We start from the raw sequence: 21,648 nt of genomic DNA, 5'->3' as shown, positions 1-21,648 counted from the left end.
ATTCCATGATTATTAGCTAGTGCATTAATACCCAACGCTGATCATGATTTAAGAATGACAATACTATTTTCACACCATTGGATTAAACTGGTGAAATGATTTTTTCCATATTGATTTGTAATCATCCAATATTTATGATTTTTATCCTTGTGATCCATATTAAGAAGCCATTTTTCCAGTTCTTCGAACACTCTTAAACTTTCTTCAAGTTTACGTTGATACTCCTCGATGTGCATGATGATCATCTCTGGCGAAGAATTACTACCAAAAAAAACTCGTAATAATAACTCGTTCTTTTTAAGATCTACGACATAATCTGTTGGTTGAGATAACCATTGAGATAATGTCTGTCTCCCTTGATCTGTTATTCTGTATAGTTTTTTATCAGGTTTTCCGTCTTGATGAATAATTTCCATATCAATATCTGAATTATCAAGTAGTTCAGCCAAACTGGGGTAGATCTGCCCATAATTCTCATTCCAAAAATAACTTGTACTTTGTTCCATATGCTGTTTTATATCGTAACGGGTATGTGGTCCCAAGGAGAGTATGCCTAACACAGCAAACTTGGTGTTGGCTCTCCCTGATCGATTTGCTATTTCAGTTTCCTCCTAAACCCAGACATTGCAGTAGTTGGGGTTCTAGTGGAAGAGTCCTTTCCATTTTAGATTTACTTCAATCCGGCGTCTTTACTGAGGAGAAAATCAAAGCGATTCAGAAAAACATTGTAGGATAGACATTGGTTAAGATTAATCTTTGAAGAACGGCTGCTGTATAGCAGAGACAGCGACTTTAAATGGAACCAAGTTCTTGTGCTATCAAGAAATCAATGCAATAAAAAGACACTGATATTCTATCATCAGTGTCTTTTTATGGAAACTATCCCACCATCATCATGTTTCATCGTTGAACTCGGAATAATTCACTTTAGCCCTATTCGCTGTAACTGACTTAAAGCAACTTAATTAGCTCTTCTAGCTCATCAACCAAACCTTTTGCGGATTCAAAATTAGTATCTTTTAAAGCCAATTCTATTTTCATTTCAACTGATTTTTTCTTTTGTTCAGTTTCTAAATAGTCTCTATTAAAATGGCTCGCATAAATCATCTGTCTAAATTCTGGCATACTCATTTTTCTAATCGTCTTATCGTCAATGATTAAAACATAATCCATACCATTTACAACAGAATAGAAATCATGAGAAATCATGAGAATCGCACCTTTATAGTCCTCAATGGCTTTCTCCAGTGCTATTTGTGTATAGGTGTCTAAATGGCTTGTCGGTTCATCAAGAAGCAATACGTTTGCTTTACTGGCAGAAACTTTAGCTAATTGAAGCATGTTTTTTTCTCCACCAGATAAAGATTCTATCTTTTGATTAAGGATTTCTCCTTCAAAGCCATAGTTTGAAATATACGATCTAATCTCATCATATGTTTTAAACCCAGCATCGATGAATTCATCTAGTATTGTATTGGAATCCTTTAGCATTTCGCCTTGGACCTGAGATAAATAAGCCACTTTGACATCCGTATTCATTTCAATTGAAGCATGATTATTTTTAAAGATTTCTCGGAGTAAAGTCGTTTTACCGGTACCGTTTGAACCGATAATGGCTACTTTATCTGTAGAGTTTATCTCAAAGTTAACATTGTCTAAAAGCAACTCGTCAAAGGCAACGCTATAATTATTGACATTAACAACAGTGGTGTCTTCAAGTTCATTATCAATACCAAAACTGATATTCGGCTGCTTAATATCGACAAATGGCTCTTTTATTCGACGTGCTTCCAATCTCTCTTGAAACTTGACTCTGGCTTTTAACGCTCTGCCTCTGGAGGCTTCCGAATTATACGTGGCGATCTCTCTAAGATTGTCGATGATGTGATCGTATCTCTCAATTTCTTCAGCTTCAGCAACCGCGATTTCTTGCAGCTCGATCTTAGTCTGAAGCAGCGAGAAGTTATAATCAATATATCGCCCATCAAACTCTTGGATCTCCGTGTTTTCAAGGTGTATAATTTTGTTGAAACAATGATTCAATAGATATCGGTTGTGCGTAACAACTAGCAGCATTCCCTTGTGGGAATTAATAAGTTTTTTAAGCGCATTTAGGTTTTCAAAGTCCAAAAATACATCGGGTTCGTCCATAATCATTAAGTCTGGACGCTTAAGCATTTCCTTCATCACTTGAATAAGTTTGAATTCCCCACCACTCACGTCGGATATACTAAGATCTTTGAGCTTCATGAGGTTGGCCAGGTTTAGCTGCTTATTAATGGTGTTTTCGAAATTATCCCCATCCATCGAATCGAATGCGTCTAAAGCGAATTGAACCTTTTCCAGCAACGAATCCATATCCGATGTGGTTTCCATTTCAGCATAAATCGATGTGATTTCATCTTGTATCTTAATAAATTCTTCTCCGATATATTCAAAGACGGTCATTTCTTTCGTTTTGTCGACTTGCAAGAACTGACTGACATACCCGATTCTGCATTCCGGGTCTATCTCTAACTTGCCCTCGAACAAATATCTTTCCGGGTCCAACAGTATATCGATCAACGTACTTTTCCCACTGCCACTCGTCCCGATAAAAGCGCAATGTTGCCCATCTTCAAACGTAAATGAAATGTTTTTATATAGTTCTTTTTGCGGAAATGAAAAGGATAAGTTTTCAACTTTTATCATAGTGTTACCTTTCTTTACAACTAAAATGGTGACTATTATTAAATGTATTGTCGAACATAGACTTTTAGAGTAACACTGTTTACCGCCAAGTTCAATCCATTTGTAGTCCTTACCCTCACTTCGAAATTCTAATACTTTCTTTAGAAAGGTGGGTTGTTGGACGATTTTCAGAATCAACCATTGCATACTTCGAGTTTTTATTCCATTTTTCAACATCCGTGATAAAATTGATATACTAAATAAACTCTATACAAGGAGTATTTATAAATGAAAGCTATTCTTATTGACGATGAACTTTTAGCGTTGTCTTATTTGGAGCTTCAATTAATGAAGATGGATAACTTTAGCCTTGAAATTATTGGTAAATTCACAAACCCCTATGATGCCATGGCTATAGTAAAACATACTAAAGTGGATATCGCGTTTATTGATATTGAGTTACCTGAGATAAATGGTATTGAACTAGCAGAACGATTGTTGGAGGATCATCCTGGTCTGATGGTGGTATTTGTTACAGCCTATCAAGAGTACGCTGTGGAAGCCTTCGAATTAAACGCCATGGATTACATTGTAAAACCGGTCCGTTTTGATCGGTTGTCCAAAACGATGAATCGGATATTGAGCAAGAACAGAGTCAGTTTTAATAACCCTGACCCACATCCACATCAACCCCTTAGGATGACAATGTTCAGACAAGTCATGATAGAGGAGCCGCAATCACCTGGTCAATTTTCGTTAATGCAATGGAGAACATCCAGAGCACAGGAACTTTTCCTGTATCTACTTCAGCACAGAGGACAGCTAGTTCGTAAATCATTTATCGTGGACTTGCTATGGAGCAATATAGATTTAAACAAGGCATACTCACAACTGTATACAACGATTTACCATATTCGTAAAAGTCTTACCCCCTATGAAAAAAGATTTCAGATAAAGAGTGCAAATGAAGGTTATCTGTTGGAGCTAGATAATATTATTTTGGACGTAGCAGTATGGGATGACTCTTCACAGACTATTGATATTTCAGAGAATTTAGCGCTTTATCTTGAGAAGATGAGCAGCTATACAGGTGATTATTTGCAGGAATACGATTATTGGTGGGCCGAGGGAGAAAGGCAAAGACTTAAACAATTATGGCTAAATACGGCTTTACGCTTAGGCCAGTGGTATGAGGATCAGCAGAGATTTAACGATGCTTTGACAGCATATTTACAAATACGCCATCTATATCCAATGGAGGAAAAGTCTTCATTTGCCTTAATGAAGCTGTATGACAAGATGAGCGAACCACAAAAAACTCTTGAGTGTTACCAAGAACTTACGACACAACTAAAAGAGGAATACGATATTCTCCCAGGAAACGATATTCAACTATGGGTTAAGGAATGGAGAAAGAAACAACTCACCTTAAAATCAGCATTTTAAATTCGTGTGTCTCCTTCTATTCCTTGAAGGGAGATTTCAAAGCAATAAAACCGAAATTGTTTGTCTTTAACAATAATAAGCAGTATTTTTATAAGCCCCACTATAAAGTATAAAAAAGGATTGTTAACGTTGCCATCATTCTTTCATATTAAGAAAAACATATCAAAACACAGGATGGCTTGGCTTATCCTCATTTACTTAGCAGCTTTAATCAGTATGAGGCTGGCATGGTATACGGAGTTCTCCTCTCCCAGTCAGCCCCATGCAGCTCAGGGGGTACTTGATTTATCTCACTGGAAATTTGATGATCAACAGACGGTCACATTGAGCGGGCAATGGGACTTTTACCCGGATACCTTCATTCCTCCCGGCACATCCTTTAATGACACATTACATTTTGCGAATTCAACAAAGGTTCCTGGTACTTTTAATGATACGAGTCCAGAGTCCGATTTCGGAACTTATCGACTTCGCGTACTTTTGCCTACATCAAATACGTCCTATGGCATTCATATTCCTGAAATAAAGACTGCTTATCGCTTATATATTAATGGAAGCCTTTTATACGAATCAGGCCATCCTGATGAAACTTCGATTGGAACGATCTCCAAGGTTGTACCCTATACAGGTAACTTTACAGTGGAGCAGTCCACAATGGATATAGTCATTCATGTCAGTAATTTTCACTATCATAACGAAGGTGGAATTATTCAATCCATAAAGTTTGGAACTCCATATTCTGTCGTGAATGAAAAACATTTTAGCGAGAATATGCAATTGCTAGTCTGCATTATTCTGCTGCTTCATATGTTATATATCGTTATCCTGCTTTTCGTCGGTCACCGAAAGAAAGAGCTCTTTTATTTTGCCGGAATTATTCTATTTGCCTTGATTGCTACGTTAATGGATGATGACAAAATGCTGCTTCAGTGGTTCCCGATTAATTTTGAATGGGCAATACGCATGAGAATTATTGGATACTCTGCCCTTTCATACTGTCTAGTATTGTGTACAAATCACCTGCTGACTGTACATAGTTTTAAGAAACTGATTTTTATTTTTTCTATTTTCTTTTACTCATATGCAACGACTACTCTTTTCTTTCCTATAGGTTGGCTGGATTACACGTCTAAGATTCTAGGTGTTTTTATGATCTCAGCTATCTTACTTGTACCTATTATTTCAAGACAGGCCGTCAGGACAGGTCAAGAAGCAGCTATTTCTATCCTACTTGCCGGAATTGCCGTTTCGTTCAATATGGTATTCAGCGGATTATTTAAGTCCTGGTTTAATAAAGATCTGCCTTATTACCCTATTGATCTTATTGTAGCTTTTGTTGTTTTTGCCTCCTTTTGGTTTGTGCGCTTCACTAAAACTGCAATACGTGCTGAAAAACAAGCGGAAGAGCTCAAAAAAGTGGACAAGCAAAAAGATGAGTTTCTCGCTAATACGTCACATGAGCTTCGGAATCCGCTCCATGCGATCATTAATATGGCTCAATCGATTATTATTCGAAGGAGTAGTAAGCTAGATGCACCTGATCATGAAGATTTGATGCTAATTACTAAAGTTGGGCAACGCATGTCACATCTGCTCAATGACTTGATTGATATTACCCTTCTTAAAGAAGGCCGGATTACGCTAGATACAACAAGTGTCTCTTTACCTGCAGTGGCAAAGGGAGTAGTCCATATGCTGAACTATATGACGGTGAATAAGAACGTAAAGCTACAGAACGAGATTCATGATTCATTGCCTAACGTAGCAGCTGACGAAAACCGACTTGCCCAAATTATGTTCAACTTAGTTCACAATGCTTTGAAATATACGAAGGAAGGCAGTGTTTCCCTTCGTGCGGAGACCCAGAATGAAGTTGTTTATGTCCATATTATGGATACGGGAATTGGGATTAACGAAGAAATGCAACAAAAAATATTCTCCCCATATGAACAAGCTGATTCCAGCATAACTTCTCAAGGTAGCGGCTTAGGTCTAGGACTCAGCATATGCAAAAAATTAGTAGAACTTCATGGCGGAACATTGGAGCTTAAATCTGTGCTTGGACAAGGATCTGTCTTCACATTTTCCCTACCTCTTGCAGAGGCCATACCAGCTATAAAAGGTTTAAAGAACGGTGAAGTGATAGCGGGGCATTCTGTTCAGTTCGTACCAAACGCGATGAACGTAAATATGGAAGAAGCTGTTTCTTCAGAGAATAGATATAAGGTAGATAATGTCACGGGGGCTATCCTTTTAGTGGATGATGATACCATCAATTTGAAGGTAATAAAGTCATTGCTGGAGCTGGACAACTATGAGGTTACCGCCGTAAATAGTGCTCAGAAGGCCCTTAAACAAATTAGCCATAAACAGTGGGATCTGGTTGTAACGGATGTCATGATGCCGGAAATGTCCGGTTACGAGCTTACTGAAATGATACGTAAGAAATTTACTATTTTCGAGCTGCCTGTACTGCTATTGACGGCAAGAATCAGACCGGAAGATATTCATACTGGCTTTCTTGCGGGTGCTAATGATTATTTAACAAAACCGGTTGAAATGTTAGAGCTACAGTCAAGAATTCGCGCATTAATCCATTTTAAACAATCCGTTGACGAGCAATTACGCATGGAAGCTGCATGGCTCCAAGCTCAGATTCAGCCTCACTTTTTGTTTAATACAATCAATTCCATTGCTTCGCTTAGTCTATTAGATCCAGATCGCATGATTACATTGCTCGAAGCATTTGGTGACTACTTAAAGGGAAGTTTTAATTCGAAGAATTTAGAGCGTCTGGTACCCCTGTCCCATGAACTTGACTTACTACGAGCGTACTTATATATCGAAAAGGAACGATTTGGAGAACGATTGGAAGTGGAATGGAATCTGCCCGATCATTTGGATGCAAAACTTCCGCCACTAACAATCCAGCCTATCGTAGAAAATGCAATTCGTCACGGAATATTGAACCGTACAAGTGGAGGAAAGCTAACCCTATCGGCTTCGAAAGAAGAGGATTACATCAAGATCATTATACATGATAACGGAGTTGGTATGGATGAGACAAAGCTGTCTTCCCTATTAGATGGCAAGAAAAAAGCTGGGACATCCGGTGTGGGATTAACGAATACGGATCGACGCCTTAAAAAAATTTATGGACAAGGCTTAATGATTCAAAGTATACCTGGTGAAGGAACTACGGTTTCATTTATCGTACCGAACTCATAAGAAAAGTATAAAAAGAAGGAGCGAGCATGATTACATGTGGCTCCTTCTTTCTAAATTTCTTAGATGATCTCAGTTCTCGCCCTATTCCTTATTTTTACTGTCCATGAGCTTCAATATTTGTTTCAAATTCACCGTTAAACTCTTCGCCTTCAGTATTACCTTCAGGAGACTTTTTCAATGGCCACGAGTATCACATAGGGTCTCTGATCCCCCCCTGTGAAATACCAGTGGTGTTTTTATTGAAATTTCACATTCCATCACACTTTAGTATGTTCTTTATCTATGACCGCCCTCACAATTAACCGATGTGTTGGATTAATAAGGGGATCACATGTAATTAATGTAAGTACCTTTCCCAGATGCGGGTCTTCAAGTACGGATAAATCCGTTGGTTCTACGACAGATATCTTATCCACGACGTATACGGTTTTTGATTGGTCTGTCAGAGTTACTTCAATTTGGTCCCCAATCTCAAGCTCGCCCAAGCGGTTAAATAAACGCCCTTTTTTATGTGCCCGATGAGCTGCTATTGCCGCGTTACCTTCCTCACCAATGGGTGACGTTTCCACAAGATGCGCTGCAGTTACCTTCATATTGTCTGCCGTTGCATCTTCTAGGATCGGTAAACGAATATCAATCTTATCAATTTCAATGATTCCAACAGCACCCGGAGAAACATCCTGCTGCACGTCTGCATCCTCTATTTCGGATTCCATGGAGATAGGATCCTGATTAGCTTTCTCAAAGGTGTGATTGACTTTAGTCAAATCTGATTGAAGCATCTCTAAATCATCCATAACCTTGACTTGTTGCCAGTCATAATACTTTTCCTGTAAAAAAGGGTAAATGATAAAGGAAACTCCTAGGAAAATGAGTAAAGAATATATCCTCTTCATGTAATAGCTCCTTTGTTATTAGACAAATCGTTTTAGCATTTATATTATCTGAAGCACATATACAAAAACTGAACATGCTTTTGCTGATTGGCCCTTATGTATCCAAAGAATCATGGAAGGCTTATGCTGTCAGTAAGAATATTAAAACAGGCTGAGCTCGATTCCTTAACGGATAAGTTCAAATCGCTTTATCCATCAAAATATTCCGGATTACCAGGTTCCTCGTTTCCTAAATACATCTCTTTTTTGTCTCCTTTGAATAATTGCACAATTTGCTTTCGTAATTTCGAGGGAAATAACGGTTGTTCGATAAGATTTTCAATATCAAGCCATTCGTACCTCACCTGATGTTTGACGCCATGCAAAGTAGAATTATCAATTGGTTCTGTGTGTTCGCACAAAAAGACAAAATCTACACGATGAAATGCTTCACCGTATACACCTTCAATTACAAATTCCAATGATTTAGGAACGATATCTACTCCAAGTTCTTCTAAAGCTTCACGCTTAACAGCTGCGGTTAATGTCTCCCCTGCATTTTGGCTTCCACCAGGCATTATATAAAAAGCATCACCATCATCATCTATCTTAATCGCTAACATTTTTCCATCTTGAATTATTAATGCCTTTACGGAATTTCTTATCTTTCTCTCCATCTTATCTTTTATCTCCTATAGTAAATTAATTTACATCGTTATAATTGTGATCTAATGGTCCTTCAAATAACAAAACCAGGCGAAGCAAGGGATCTCATTATGAATTCATTATTCTGAACTCGACTTGGTAATTTTGAGTTGGTAATCTTCATGTTTTAGGTTTGATTTGATTACCCTCTCCCTCATAGTAGAAGATCAAAACTTTAAAAAATTTTTTCTTAGCTTCAAGTTCAATGCGCTAAACGTTATGTTAGCATATTTGTCTCAACAAATTCTGAACATAGATTAGCTGGTATAGCTTAACAGTCATCGCAGACTACAACTAGCCGGTCGAGAATACATTCTTGGCTTCCTCGCTATATATCCTGGCATCTGACAAAACGGTGAGACAAAAAATTCAAGTTCTTGTTTCAAGTCTTGCATACTTAAAACAAAAAACCGCGCTATGCGCGGAGTTGAATCAGTGTATGTTCTTGTCAATTAGGGGAACACGCATAATTGACCCTATAAACTGCTATTCCCCTTCATCTTAAAGGGTTATATGCAAGTGCTACATCGAAATGAAGTTCATCCGTTACGATTTATACTTTGGCTGGCCATTTTAACGTTCTTCAGCGTTATGAATGAAACCATGTTTAACGTATCATTGCCGGATATTGCCGCTTATTTTGATATTGCACCGTCGGCGGCCAATTGGACCAATACCTGCTTCTCGCTATCCTTCGCCATTTTTTAAGTAGAACTTAAAAGCCTCCCTCGAGTGGGGGGCTTTTTGTCTTTTAGTATTTTTTTATTTCATGTAGCGATATTCCAGGAGGTCCTTCAAATTTGAGATTTTCTGCAGCAGCTTCTCCCCAACATTGGTTTCCCTCACCAGTTTCCGTTCCAGTTCTTTATCCACCAGTCTTTTTATAGACAATACGTCCGTTCCGTTGCATAACACATCTTCTTTTGAATTAAATTTCTGATGGGCGACGAGCTGCATGCCAAAGGAATTAAACAACAAAGTATATCCTGCGATGCCCGTTGTAGATTGATAGGCTTTGGAAAAACCGCCGTCAATGACGACCATTTTCCCGTTGGCTTTAATGGGGTTCTCTCCACTAATTTCTTTAACTGGCGTGTGACCGTTAATGATATGTCCATGATCCGGATTCAAATCAAACTCCAGCAGGATTTTCCGGCAGATCTCCTCATTTTCACGTAAATAGTAGTAAGGGTTCTTTCTCTCCTTATGGGTTTCTTTATCCTGGATAAAGTACCGTTCAAAGGTGGTCATTTCTCTCTTTCCAAAGAGCGAGGAACATTCCCCTGTCCAGATGTACCATACCATATCTGTCGCTAGATCATCTGTCTCTTCCGGATGCGCAAAGGAGTAACGTAAGTAATATTCAAAAACATCGAGCAGCTGACGGCCCGAATACGTCTTGTCTTCAATCTGCATTTCTTCCATGTTTCCTTTTTCATCCAAAGGAATACAGCCGTGAATTAACAAATTTCCGTTGTATTTTAAATAAAGGCTGCCCTTTTTCATAAGAAAATTCATATGCTTGGCCAGCTTTTCGGAATGCTGCACGGAAAACAGCAGCTTTTCCATCACCTCCTGTTCTTCCTCCAGCAATTGTTCAGGCTGCTGCGGATTTACGGCTCTGAAACAGGTGTTTTCCAGCGGGTACGTTTTTTCGCCGATTTTGATTTCATTTTTGTTGTAATCAATCTGCTCAAGCAAAAGTCTTTCAGACATATTAAAGTATGGGCGTCTCTTGATAATCGGGATTTCAAGCTTAAACTGGATCATAGCAATAGCTTGATGAATTTTGGTAATCTGCAGGATTTCCTGCTCCGAACCGTTATGGTCGGACTGCAGCTTGGGTCTGAAGGCCGGATTGTCATCATAGTATTTCTCCGCCAAGTTTAGCAGTGGGCGAAGATTGATTCCGTATACGTCTTCGATGATGTCCAGATTGTCGTATCTGGCGCCGATCCGGATAATATTCGCAAGACAGACCATGGAACCCGCATAGGCGCCGATCCACAGGACATCATGGTTCCCCCACTGAATGTCTACAGAATGATAGTTGATTAGCGTGTCCATGATTTTATCGGGGTCCGGCCCCCGGTCATAGATATCTCCAACTACATGAAGATGGTCAACCACTAGGCGCTGGGTCGTATAAGCAAGGCCGATAATGAGCTTGTCCGCCTGGCCCAAGGAGATAATTTGCCGGTATATTTCCTCATAATAAGGATCCTTATTGTTGGTCGAATCCGTTTTGTATAGAAGCTCTTCTACAACATATATAAACTGCTCCGGCAGAGCTTTACGCAATTTCGAGCGCGTATATTTGGAAGAGGCATAAGAAATGAGCTTAAGCAATTGTTCAATCGTTTGTCTATACCACCGGTTCAAGGCTTGTTTATTGCACAGGTCCGCTTTAACCAGCTGTATTTTTTCTTCCGGATAATAAACTAAAGCCGCAAAATCATTTATTTCATCATCCGTCCAAACCTCACGGAATAAATCCTTGATTTTCTCCTTTACATTACCCGAACCGTTTCTTAGTACATGCTGAAAAGCATGAAACTCCCCATGCAAATCACTGACATAATGTTCAGTTCCCTTGGGAAGATTGGAGATCGCTTCAAGGTTGATGATCTCTGTTATGACTTTTTCTTCCGTATCATATTTCTCGGCCAATAAATCTAGAAACTGCTCATCCATAACAGATGTCCCCCTTCATTTTAATCTGCTCTATAAATGATTATTTTTTACATACGGAATATTGGTCTTTCGGAATGCCAACCTCTTCACCTGTATGGTTAACAATAAAAGTAAAATTATTTATGTGGTGATATCAGCATCGCCTTCCCCCATCATGGTATAACCCCCTGTTGCCAAACTTCGCCTAAAGACGCTAGCCTGACCACAATCTGTCCAGGCTTACAGACGCATCACTTGGTGAGAAATTATTTTCGACGTAATAGGGTTCTTCAACCTCTTATCACGTAAAGCTGCACCTAATTCTACAATATCTTTGGCTAATGTAACATCATAGATCCAGCACTCAACCTTGTTCTTGGTTAAAATTTGTCCATCCGCCCAGCAGCCCTGCCAATCTAGTTTAGAATAATATCACTCTCACATGCTATGTATAAATAAATCTGTAATTGTCACGGACTTCCCCCTTAATACCCTCTGAGTCCATTATACCTGAGTTGTTATACTTGTTATCCCTTTATATCATATTTATAATGTGTCTACTCCCTTTCATATTCTTGTCCATTTCGGCAATCGGTACAAGAACTTGTACCGATAAATAAAAAAGCCGCTAAAATAGCGACTTCAATGGGAATATGTTCTTGTCCCGCGACATAATAACCCCCCTACTAGAGCATAATTATAGTTTGCTTCAGGTAGGAGGTTTTAGACTATTGATTCAACAACTAGTGTTCCCCGTTAGTGTAACCATCCATCATCATCTCTGCAGTTCCCGAAGGAGTTAATGCACAATGAGGACTGGGCAGTTTGATAGCTGTGAAACCTTGTGGCTGACACTTCCAAGCATCATTTCTTTTATGCCGCTTAGTCCACGACTTCCAATAATAATAAGTTGCTGCTCAGTATCCCTTGCATAATTTAATATTTCATGTGCAGGGTCTCCCTTAAGATGAACTTTTTTCGGGTTAATCCCCGCAGATTCTAATTTTGATTTGGCTTGTTGTAATAGTTCCAAACTCGCTTTCTCCATTTCGTTCAATATTTCTTCCAAGAAATTCTCTGGTACATATGTCATGCCATTCGATACATATTCCTGGCTGACATTAATCAAGGTAACTTGAGTTTGTTTGTTTCTGGCTATTTCAACGGTTACATCGAGGAGTTTGTTCGTTATTTCAGCTTTATCAATGGCCACAATAATGTTGTCAAACATATTTATCGTCCTTTCCGTGCAGCTCGTATCTATCTCGGCTACCTACAAAACGGTTTCTTGCTGCTCCTATACCGACTAAAAAGAGTAAGACCGAAGCGCCAAGCAGAATGAAAAGTGGCAGTTTCCAACTATTTGTCGCATCATGCAGATATCCTATAAGAGCAGGACCGACTGCGGCAAGAAGATATCCGATCGATTGCGCCATGCCAGATAGTTCGGCTGCTTGATGCGCATTTTCAGTACGTAATCCAAAAAACATCATGGACAAACTAAAGGCGAAGCCTCCGCCAATTCCGAGTATGATGATCCACAACAATATGATATCGGAACTTCCGTAAAGAAGTCCGAGCGTTCCCGTCAAAAGCAAAGTGGTTGTGATGACCACTAACAAACGTTGGCTAGACATACGCCCAGCAATAACAGGGACAAGAAAGGTAAAGGGAAGCATGGCTAACTGCATGAGCGAGAGGTACCATCCTGATTGGTTGGAGTCAATTCCTTGCTGCTTTAAAATTTCGGGCAACCATGCGATCAACACATAGAAAACCATGGATTGTATACCCATAAACAAGGTTACTTGCCAAGCAAGAGGGGATCGCCAAACATTCACATCGTTGCTGGCCTTCTGTTGACTCGTCGTGGCAATTTGGTTCGTTTGATTTCTTAATTGGGGTAACCAACAGAGGATCGATACGAAGCTTAGAATCCCCCATATGCCCAATGCTCCCTGCCATTTGAGACCTGCGTTCACGGCTAGCGGTACACTGATTCCTGATGCGATTGCTCCACATAAACTCATTGAAATGGAGTAAAGACCTGTCATGGAACCAATTTTATTTGGAAAATCCCTTTTGATTATACTTGGCAATAATACATTACATACGGCAATTGCGAATCCAAGAATTGCAGTCCCTATATACAGATTAGCTGCGCCAGATAAAGAACGTATTACAATACCAACAGTCAGAAATAGTAGTGCAATCAAAATGATGCGTTCAACCCCATATTTTCGTCCTAATGTGGGTACTAGAGGTGATAATAAAGCAAAGGCAAGCAAGGGTAGCGTTGTTATGAGGCCTGCTAATGTATTTGAAATTTGAACGTCATCCCTTATGAGACTCACTAAAGGCCCGACCGAGGTTAAGGGAGTACGTAAATTAGCTGCAATAACAATAATGCCGAGAATGATAAACCCTATAGAGGATGGTACGGTTTTTTTATTTTGTTTGTTCGGCATTCTTTAATTCTCCTTTCTGAATTCATACGTATTGTTTGTTTCTTGCTGATTGAAAAAACGATCCATAACATCCGCGCGGACAACAAAAGTATATTATAGTATATTATTTTTTACAATAAGTATTTTATGATATAATTAAAATCGTCTAAAAACAAAAATACAACTCTGAATTCCCGTCATGGAATTCGGAGTTGTAGCATAAGTAGAATTTTCGATTTTTAGAAACCATACTTTAAGGAGATATGGAGCACTGTTTCGCTATTCGTATGATTGGTATAAGAGTGAGGACAATCTGCACGAAAACTGATCGTATCATATTGATTCAATGTGTAAATCTCTTCATTGACTTGAATTTCAATGGAACCAGTCATTACTGTCGCAATTTCTGTTGTATTCACATGATGACCTTCAGGGTAATACGAGCTATTTGGCTGTAAGTAAGCCCGACACATTTCAATATCGTTGCTTTTAAAGACTGGTTCAATGATCCAATTTTTTTGATCATTAGAAAATCGCAGTCCTTCGCCTGCTCGATACAAACTAACAGGGTCTTCTGATTTGAACAAAGCCAATAGCGGTAAAGATATGCCTTTAGAAATTTTCCATATAATCGCCAAAGTTGGATTGGTCTCGCCACGTTCGATATTCCCAAGAGTAAGTTTGCTTACGCCCGTTAATTCGGCTAAGTCATCTAAGCTCATGTTTTTTTCTTTTCTGTACCTTTTCAAGGCACCGCCAATTTGTAATACAAATTGTTTTGATTCATCGACTTCATCCATTTGAAATTCACCTCAACAAAAAACAGTTATAGCTAGTATATCGTCTATCTAGATTCTTTTCCATACGATTAGTAATTGATGGTGAAAATCACTCAAACCTAGAGATTAACACAAGACTTCAACAGTAAATCCACCAGGGGCTTCAACATAAAAAGTATAGCCGTGTGCATGCTTAGGTGCTTCTACTTCGAAGCCATTGTCTTTCAAAAGGCTATATATCCTGTCAACCTCTTGTTCGGTCGGTTGGGGAAATCCGATATGAAAAGTCACTGGATAGAGTACGTTTTTACCCTTCATTAGAGTGAGAATAAAGCCTTCATCATCAAGCATAACTGCAAATGCGTTTCCTCTCGTACCTTCACATTTCATACCAAAATAAGTCTCTAAAAACTCGCGAGCAGCTGGAACATCAGTAACTGTTAGGTTCAGATGATTTAATTTCATAATTACACCCTTTCCTACATAATTTGTACGTCCTCCGTAGAGCTTTATCTTCAATCCAAATAATACCACATAATGGAACTATTCGGTCCGTTACTTCAATGAAAAGTCGTTTTATTTTTGTTCTTACCAACCTTATCCCTCACTTCAATAAAAAGCTCATGATAACCGCCATCCATATATTTCCCTGGATAGGTTAATACATTTGTATCTGGAGAATAGTGCACGTCATCCGTAATATCCGTTCCATCCAAAAGAACAGATAATGTATCCAAATCCAAACCTGATCCGTTATCGGTCAGCTCGACCTTTAATTCATCAAGTGGAGCGTTTAATGCTTCATTCTCAACGGGGGCTATAGGTTTAATGTTTGGAACGTCTTTATCCTCATCCATTTCCTCATAGATGAAGGTAATATCATCTACCCAAATAGAGCCCTTATTTTTTTTGCTCATATTCGATTGTTTCAATTGGAAAAACAATTCAAGGACAATCGGGTCTGGTTTACCCTGCGGAACATCCGCCTCGATATATTTCCAACCAGACCAGTCTATACCGGTTTGAATTTCATCATAAAATTCAGCCTGGAAAGAAGATCCGCCTTGATCTCTAAATTTTGTTGTTAGCAAATGCCCTTCCTTGTTCCCATACACCCACATGCCTACTTTAGTAGGGTAACCTGTTACTGGGATATTCCCTGTTTTATACCCTACTTCAATTTGAGAGGGGTTATCTACGATACCAATCATATCGTAATCAATTCTAGCCGAATATTGTCCATTTCTTACATGCTTCTTGTTGTCTTCCAGGTGTAGTGTTGCATCATACATACGTTTAGGATTAAACTTCACATCTGAGATTCCATCTTCAAAATCTTCAACCATGACAGATGGCGCAGTATCATCTGCAGCATAGATATAATTATTTTGACCAATACCTGTATGCAAGGTTCCTCCTAGCAACGTTACCATTGATATAATCACTTTTGTCTTTTGTAGTACTTTGGCTTTCATTACTTTTCCTTCACTCCTTAGTGGAAATAGTATTCAAAGAGTACTATAACAATGCATTGTAAAATGGATACACCATTACTATTAAGAATCCTTTCTATAAGAAAGGAACTTAACATAAATTAGAGCAGTGAAAATTAGTTGCTTATCTAATCGGCAATCGGTACAAGTTCTTGTCCTGGCTCGGGACACGAACTTATACCGATAAAAGAAAAAAAGCCGCTAAATTAGCGACTTTCAATGGGATTATGTTCTTGTCCTTCAGCAACTACTCCAAAAACAACATAATACCTCGTATAGATACGAATAGAGAAAATGTAAATACGATCATCATTAACCAGCCTTGCCGCTTTTTATTTTGCTTGAATTCTTGTAGCCCCATCACTAATATTGATAACCCTAAAGCTAGAATCATAAATGGTTGAAAATCAAAATTATTTGATATTATTCCATAACCTGCTATTGCTACTGTGATAATTGAAAATAGTATCCGCAAAAACATTAACAAAGCTTATTCCCCCTTTAAGGTTTAACGCTCATTTCTTGCTTTAGTATGCAGAAATTTTTTATACCAAACCATTACTTGCTGGATGTTGAAAGCCCGCCCACGTAATCTCAGGCTCATCTCCTACTATGGTTATCAGACGCTCCTCCTAGACCTTAAATGTTTTCCTTTATCCAAGAACGCAACTTATCAGCATAGAAAGAGCGTTCATCTGGATCGGACGGAGAACCCTTTGACAGATAAAGTTGATCATTCACATATCTAGGGTAAACATGGAGATGATAATGCCACACGTCTTGATTGCCTGCTGGCTCATTATGTTGTCGCGTAGAAATCCCATCACATCCATATGTACTTTTCATTGCAAATGCTGTAAGCTGAGCCGCACGGTGAATTTCAACAGCGTAATTCGCAGGGAGTTCAAAGATGTTCTCGAAATGTTGATTAGGAACAACAAGAACATGTCCTTTATTGTTTGGCCACCATTTGCTCGCTATAAATGCCGTTACCTTTTCATTCTGATAGTCGATATCCCTTTGTTTTGTCCCCTGATTAGGTTGCTCGATACCCCAAATATGACAAAATGGACATTCGTATCCTTCGGGCCTATGTGAAAATGATGCTGCCATCTTTCTCATCCAACTCCTTTCAAATTTTTCCAATCCACTATTAGACGCAGGCAATTTCTGTTCGTTGCATTATTTTGCCCGATTAGCTTAATAACCATATTTTATAATATAAATTCTTCTACGCATCACCGTAATTGCGATACCCCTTCAGACCGTTCATTACAAAGGGAAGGACAAGGTCTGTAAGACCCCCGGTTTGATTATTCCCCCCAACATTTAGCCAAGAATGTGCAGCGCCATAAATCGCTGATCCTGTTATCGCCGAAATAATCTTTGTATGCTGGGCATCTGGTAGCAGGTGCTTCTCCCCTTTTGAGAATATGTCTTCTATGATTTGCTGCAGCATCCTCTTGATCTTCTCATCCACGAGCGAAGCAATCGATTTGGAATCCATTCTGCAATTTCGATAAAAATCTAGGATGTACTGATGCGTCAGCAGGATCAGCTGTTCACATATTTCATCTGTAAACTCATCCGCATTTATCACTTCTTCGGGAATCATCCCGAGAAAAAAATGTTCTGTGATTTCTTCAAGCAGCGCATATTTATCCTCATAATGAGCATAAAAGGTGGCACGGTTAATCGTAGCCTTTTGGGCGATATCTTTTATGGTCATGGCATCAAATCCTTTTTTCTGCAGCAAATCTCTAAAGGAGTTCCTTATTAACTGCCGTGTGCGCTTAACCCTTGGATCTTCCTGATTTACCATATGATTCTCCCTCCAAAACCATCAAAGTTCCTAATCCGTTGTTTAAGCAGCTTTTCACCACATCTGGTGGTTGTACTCAGAAGAACAGCGTTCTATTATTGTAACCAACAGCTGTCGCTTAGACAACTCATCACTTATTTGCAGGAAGGAAGGATTCAGGTTGAACATAAACCCACGCAGAATTTTGATAGTTGGGGCCGGTGTGATCGGCAGTTTATATGCGCTCAGATTTGCACAGTCGGGGGTGGACGTTACCATGCTTGCAAGGAGAAAGCGGCTGGAAACTCTTCGAAGAAATGGGCTTAGGTACCATGACGATGGAACGATAAGACAGCTATCCGTCAAGACGATCAGCAAGCTTGCTGACAACGACATCTATGATTTCATCTTTGTTCCTGTACGTTATGATCAGGCAGAGGCTACCCTGTCTGAGATCAGGCAAAATCAGAGTACAACCATAGTGACCTTGATCAATACTGTCGGGTATGAGTCCTGGCTTGAAATCGTGGGTGACCGGTTGCTTCCGGCATTCCCCGGGGCAGGCGGTGATCTCAAAGGAGATGTGCTGCATGCGCAGTTTGGTTCCAAAACGTATTTTGGTGAAATAAACGGACAGGTGTCTGAAAGAGTCAAAGAACTTGCCGGATTGCTTGAAACTGCAGATTTGAAGTATGAAATACTAGTAGACATGCATGCCTTCCATGTTTCACATGCTGCGCTCGCTGCAGTCAACAAACATTTCTATACTGATGACGGGATGGTGGATCCGGAGACAGCAAGAAGTGAAAGAATTCTTAGCAAGCTCGCTGCAGACATTAAGCAGAATATCCGTCTGGTAGAGCAAGCTGGAATTCCGGTAATTCCGGCCGAAACGAAATCATTGGGAGACTTGCCAGAGAAGGAGATTATTTCACAGTACCGCCAGATGCTGAGCGATGACTTTGTAATTGATGTCAAGCTTGGAAATAAGGCGATTAGCAGAAAAGCAGAAATCCTGTTATTGGATGAGCACCTCCATAAAAAGCTGTCCAACATTTAATTAATGAAAAGGTACTAGTTACAAGAAGATCTTTTTGTTGAACCTCCTTATTCATTACAGGGCGATTTTCTGTAAAGATATGATCCACGGTGTAAGTAAATTTATAGTCCCGGTCATCCTCATAATACTCGTATTATGAGGATCAACCAGTTCGTTCTGGTTGATCCTTTTTTCATTTGACTTTCTTGGCTGGCATAGCAAAAATCCCCCTGGTTTTCAGTGTTGAAATCCTTCTATCATGATCTCTTTTTGTATTCCTTCGAACAGTGGTTATCATTCTTCGCTCCAACATTGCGTATTATTTCCATTCTCATCATTCCTCTCCAAGAAAAAAAGTAAAAATAAATACAATCAATTGATTGTATTTGAGAACGAATATAGAATTTTTTTAACTTTAATTAGAATCTATAGTATACTCTTCTGTTGTGGTAGTGTTTACTGGTAGTTCAGTCGAAAGTCCTATGTACCAAAGGAGGTCGGAGTAAACAAAGTTACGATCCGGTTCAAACCCGCTTTCTTTAGAACTATTCTTTGTTTGGAGCACTGGAACTTCCAAGAACCAACTCAAATTTAGTCCCGTCTTGGGCGTTATACAGATGGAGGTCACCGCCGTGCAGCTCTGCAATTTGCTTGGCAATGGCCAATCCTAGACCAGAGCCCCCATCCTCTCGCCGAGTGACGTCCCCTCGGACAAAGGGATCAAACACGATTTTCTTTAACTCATCAGGGATACCCACACCATTATCCGCAATTACTAGAGAGAGCCGCTGCTCCGATTTCTTAAGCTGAATGGTAACTTGCGTACCTGGAGGGTTATGCTGCAGAGCGTTAGACAACAGATTAATTATTGCCCTGCGCATCAGACTCGTATCACACTCCGTCATGACTTCCTCTGCAGGAATGTCCACCTCCATCTGGAAATGTTTCTCTTCGAATGGCTCATAATAATCAGCAGCGATTTCCCTCAACAATTCGGCAATATCCACTTGTTCCGTTACAAGAGAATAATCTGGCCGATCCAGCTTGGATAGATTGAAAATCTGATCGATCAGCTCTGTTACATGTGTCGCTTTGTTAAAGATCAGCTGCAGACACCTCTCCTTTTTTTTCTCATGTTCGAATATTCCTACCTCCAGTGCCTTGGCATACCCCAGAATCGTGGTGATCGGCGTCTTCAGATCATGAGAAAGATCGGCCAGCATTCGCCGCTTGCCATCCTGGAGTCTTCGATTCTCCGCTTCCGACTGCTCAAGCGATTCTGCCATATCATTAAAGCGTTGCTGAATGACAGAAAACTCATAGCTAGCAGTAATGTTTAGACGCTCACTATATTTGCCCTCCTCCATCCGCTGTATGGCAGATGCAATCTGCTCCAACGGTCCGGTAAACCGTTTGGCTGTCCAAAGTGCATACAAAAGACTGCATGTGCCAAGCAGCACCAGGAACAGAAGTAACTGCAGTACGTTTACTTCAATGGTCCGGCTATTCATATCCATTACCAGAACGAGGAAGGTCAGAGCGACTACACCGAACGAAGCAGCAAAAAATACATAGGACTTGAACAAAGCATAAAATAACTTGTTTCTGTTCACCGGATATCCCCCTTCTTGGCGAACTTGTATCCAAGTCCACGGATCGTTTGAATATAGAATGGCTGCTTGGGAGATTCCTCGATTTTATCTCTCAGTCTGGATATATGAACCATGACCGTATTGGCATCCTCGTAATAATAATCCGACCACACTTGCTCAAACAGCTGTTTTTTGGTAAAAACACGTCCGGGAGATTGCATTAACGTGGCGAGCAGTTTGTATTCAATCGCGGTCAGGGGAATCTCGACTCCGTTCTTTCGCAGTATGTAATCAAGGTGGCTCAGGCTCAGATCCCCGAAAACCGTATCTTTAGGCTGGTCAAGCTCAGTTTTGGTTGTCTCATTAAAATCATAGCTGCGGCGCAGCATCGCCTGAATCCTTGCTACTGCCTCCAATGGATTGAAGGGTTTGGATATAAAATCATCTGCGCCCAATTGCAACCCCCTAATTTTGTCTTCATCCTGATTTTTGGCTGACAATATAATGACTGGCAGCTTATACTCCGTACGCAACAATTGCAATAACTGCATTCCATCCAGCTCCGGCATCATAATATCCAGCACGGCAAGGTCGATTTTTTCCCGCCGCATGCATGCCCACGCCTCCGCGCCGTTATAGGCTTCCACGATCCGTATGCCTTCCTTAGCAAGAAATACCCCCAGCAGTTCTACGATCTCGCGGTTATCATCAACTAGCAACACTGTTCTTAACACAAACCGGCCCTCCAATTCAACATTATATATATGCCCCTAGTGTAACACGCCGATCAGCGTTTGGGTTTCCATTTAAGACTAATTTAAGAATGGGGACAGATTGATGTAAGTTAGCTGCGTTATTGTAATCAATAGTAATGCACATCACTATCAGGAGGTGTATGGA

General features: G+C 39.8%; 18 protein-coding genes. 3 read left to right on the top strand and 15 right to left on the bottom strand.

Annotated features, from left to right (window positions below; all coding sequences use genetic code 11):
- Window positions 1-41: 41 nt before the first annotated feature.
- Both ACFTRD_RS12810 and ACFTRD_RS12805 read right to left on the bottom strand, forming a co-directional pair.
- Window positions 42-560: a PadR family transcriptional regulator gene (locus ACFTRD_RS12810; RefSeq protein WP_379380327.1), complete on the bottom strand. Its 519-nt coding sequence runs from the start codon at window positions 558-560 to the stop codon at window positions 42-44.
- 391 nt (window positions 561-951) lie between these two features.
- Window positions 952-2,691 (bottom strand): ABC-F family ATP-binding cassette domain-containing protein, encoded by a 1,740-nt coding sequence (locus tag ACFTRD_RS12805; RefSeq protein ID WP_379380325.1) that lies wholly within the window; start codon window positions 2,689-2,691, stop codon window positions 952-954.
- Window positions 2,692-2,958: 267 nt separating this feature from the next.
- On the opposite strand from ACFTRD_RS12805, the gene ACFTRD_RS12800 reads away from it, so the two are divergent.
- Window positions 2,959-4,116, top strand: a complete 1,158-nt coding sequence (locus ACFTRD_RS12800) for a response regulator (RefSeq protein WP_379380323.1) — start codon at window positions 2,959-2,961, stop codon at window positions 4,114-4,116.
- Between the two features lie 129 nt (window positions 4,117-4,245).
- Window positions 4,246-7,344, top strand: coding sequence for a hybrid sensor histidine kinase/response regulator (locus ACFTRD_RS12795; RefSeq protein WP_379380321.1), 3,099 nt, complete (start codon window positions 4,246-4,248; stop codon window positions 7,342-7,344).
- Window positions 7,345-7,601: 257 nt separating this feature from the next.
- On the opposite strand, the gene ACFTRD_RS12790 is transcribed toward ACFTRD_RS12795, so the two are convergent.
- From ACFTRD_RS12790 to ACFTRD_RS12740, 11 genes are all read right to left on the bottom strand, one after another.
- Window positions 7,602-8,240: a class D sortase gene (locus ACFTRD_RS12790; RefSeq protein ID WP_379380319.1), complete on the bottom strand. Its 639-nt coding sequence runs from the start codon at window positions 8,238-8,240 to the stop codon at window positions 7,602-7,604.
- A gap of 188 nt (window positions 8,241-8,428) precedes the next feature.
- The gene (locus ACFTRD_RS12785; protein ID WP_379380317.1) at window positions 8,429-8,896 is read right to left on the bottom strand and encodes an NUDIX domain-containing protein; all 468 of its coding nucleotides are present in this window, start codon (window positions 8,894-8,896) and stop codon (window positions 8,429-8,431) included.
- 790 nt (window positions 8,897-9,686) lie between these two features.
- Window positions 9,687-11,618 carry a fructose-1,6-bisphosphatase gene (locus tag ACFTRD_RS12780; protein ID WP_379380315.1) on the bottom strand — a complete coding sequence of 644 codons (1,932 nt, stop codon included), beginning with the start codon at window positions 11,616-11,618 and terminating at the stop codon, window positions 9,687-9,689.
- 778 nt (window positions 11,619-12,396) lie between these two features.
- Window positions 12,397-12,828 (bottom strand): universal stress protein, encoded by a 432-nt coding sequence (locus ACFTRD_RS12775; RefSeq protein WP_379380313.1) that lies wholly within the window; start codon window positions 12,826-12,828, stop codon window positions 12,397-12,399.
- On the bottom strand, window positions 12,821-14,065 hold the full coding sequence (locus ACFTRD_RS12770; RefSeq protein WP_379380311.1) for a CynX/NimT family MFS transporter: 1,245 nt from the start codon (window positions 14,063-14,065) through the stop codon (window positions 12,821-12,823). Before ACFTRD_RS12770 ends, ACFTRD_RS12775 begins: the two co-directional genes overlap by 8 nt.
- 218 nt (window positions 14,066-14,283) lie before the next feature.
- Window positions 14,284-14,844, bottom strand: a complete 561-nt coding sequence (locus ACFTRD_RS12765) for a helix-turn-helix domain-containing protein (protein ID WP_379380309.1) — start codon at window positions 14,842-14,844, stop codon at window positions 14,284-14,286.
- A gap of 105 nt (window positions 14,845-14,949) precedes the next feature.
- Window positions 14,950-15,288, bottom strand: a complete 339-nt coding sequence (locus ACFTRD_RS12760; RefSeq protein ID WP_379380307.1) for a VOC family protein — start codon at window positions 15,286-15,288, stop codon at window positions 14,950-14,952.
- 95 nt (window positions 15,289-15,383) lie between these two features.
- Complete coding sequence (locus ACFTRD_RS12755) at window positions 15,384-16,298, bottom strand: hypothetical protein (protein WP_379380305.1); 915 nt, start codon at window positions 16,296-16,298, stop codon at window positions 15,384-15,386.
- Between the two features lie 265 nt (window positions 16,299-16,563).
- A complete protein-coding gene (locus ACFTRD_RS12750) occupies window positions 16,564-16,797 on the bottom strand; it encodes a DUF3953 domain-containing protein (RefSeq protein ID WP_379381344.1) in 234 nt (77 codons plus the stop codon).
- Window positions 16,798-16,955: 158 nt separating this feature from the next.
- Window positions 16,956-17,429: an HIT family protein gene (locus ACFTRD_RS12745; protein ID WP_379380303.1), complete on the bottom strand. Its 474-nt coding sequence runs from the start codon at window positions 17,427-17,429 to the stop codon at window positions 16,956-16,958.
- Window positions 17,430-17,547: 118 nt separating this feature from the next.
- Window positions 17,548-18,138 (bottom strand): TetR/AcrR family transcriptional regulator, encoded by a 591-nt coding sequence (locus ACFTRD_RS12740; protein WP_379380301.1) that lies wholly within the window; start codon window positions 18,136-18,138, stop codon window positions 17,548-17,550.
- Between the two features lie 70 nt (window positions 18,139-18,208).
- Between ACFTRD_RS12740 and ACFTRD_RS12735 the strand changes: the two genes are divergently transcribed.
- A complete protein-coding gene (locus ACFTRD_RS12735; protein ID WP_379380299.1) occupies window positions 18,209-19,177 on the top strand; it encodes a ketopantoate reductase family protein in 969 nt (322 codons plus the stop codon).
- Window positions 19,178-19,701: 524 nt separating this feature from the next.
- Here ACFTRD_RS12735 and ACFTRD_RS12730 read toward each other — a convergent pair.
- Both ACFTRD_RS12730 and ACFTRD_RS12725 read right to left on the bottom strand, forming a co-directional pair.
- Window positions 19,702-20,769, bottom strand: a complete 1,068-nt coding sequence (locus ACFTRD_RS12730) for a HAMP domain-containing sensor histidine kinase (protein WP_379380297.1) — start codon at window positions 20,767-20,769, stop codon at window positions 19,702-19,704.
- On the bottom strand, window positions 20,766-21,482 hold the full coding sequence (locus tag ACFTRD_RS12725) for a response regulator transcription factor (protein ID WP_379380295.1): 717 nt from the start codon (window positions 21,480-21,482) through the stop codon (window positions 20,766-20,768). The genes ACFTRD_RS12730 and ACFTRD_RS12725 overlap by 4 nt, the downstream gene beginning before the upstream one ends.
- Window positions 21,483-21,648 lie beyond the last annotated feature (166 nt).

It is taken from the genome of Paenibacillus sp. NPDC056933 (assembly GCF_042674385.1).
GTDB lineage: Bacteria > Bacillota > Bacilli > Paenibacillales > Paenibacillaceae > Paenibacillus.
The sequence above is the reverse complement of the archived record's forward strand: the minus strand, read 5'-3'. Positions and strand labels throughout refer to the sequence as shown.

Excerpts from the sequence above, each read along its gene's own strand:
- ACFTRD_RS12805 (WP_379380325.1), bottom strand. The coding sequence starts at position 2,691 with ATGATAAAAGTTGAAAACTTATCCTTTTCATTTCCGCAAAAAGAACTA.
- ACFTRD_RS12800 (WP_379380323.1), top strand. The coding sequence starts at position 2,959 with ATGAAAGCTATTCTTATTGACGATGAACTTTTAGCGTTGTCTTATTTG.
- ACFTRD_RS12790 (WP_379380319.1), bottom strand. The coding sequence starts at position 8,240 with ATGAAGAGGATATATTCTTTACTCATTTTCCTAGGAGTTTCCTTTATC.
- ACFTRD_RS12785 (WP_379380317.1), bottom strand. The coding sequence starts at position 8,896 with ATGGAGAGAAAGATAAGAAATTCCGTAAAGGCATTAATAATTCAAGAT.
- ACFTRD_RS12780 (WP_379380315.1), bottom strand. The coding sequence starts at position 11,618 with ATGGATGAGCAGTTTCTAGATTTATTGGCCGAGAAATATGATACGGAA.
- ACFTRD_RS12775 (WP_379380313.1), bottom strand. The coding sequence starts at position 12,828 with ATGTTTGACAACATTATTGTGGCCATTGATAAAGCTGAAATAACGAAC.
- ACFTRD_RS12770 (WP_379380311.1), bottom strand. The coding sequence starts at position 14,065 with ATGCCGAACAAACAAAATAAAAAAACCGTACCATCCTCTATAGGGTTT.
- ACFTRD_RS12765 (WP_379380309.1), bottom strand. The coding sequence starts at position 14,844 with ATGGATGAAGTCGATGAATCAAAACAATTTGTATTACAAATTGGCGGT.
- ACFTRD_RS12760 (WP_379380307.1), bottom strand. The coding sequence starts at position 15,288 with ATGAAATTAAATCATCTGAACCTAACAGTTACTGATGTTCCAGCTGCT.
- ACFTRD_RS12755 (WP_379380305.1), bottom strand. The coding sequence starts at position 16,298 with ATGAAAGCCAAAGTACTACAAAAGACAAAAGTGATTATATCAATGGTA.
- ACFTRD_RS12750 (WP_379381344.1), bottom strand. The coding sequence starts at position 16,797 with ATGTTTTTGCGGATACTATTTTCAATTATCACAGTAGCAATAGCAGGT.
- ACFTRD_RS12745 (WP_379380303.1), bottom strand. The coding sequence starts at position 17,429 with ATGGCAGCATCATTTTCACATAGGCCCGAAGGATACGAATGTCCATTT.
- ACFTRD_RS12740 (WP_379380301.1), bottom strand. The coding sequence starts at position 18,138 with ATGGTAAATCAGGAAGATCCAAGGGTTAAGCGCACACGGCAGTTAATA.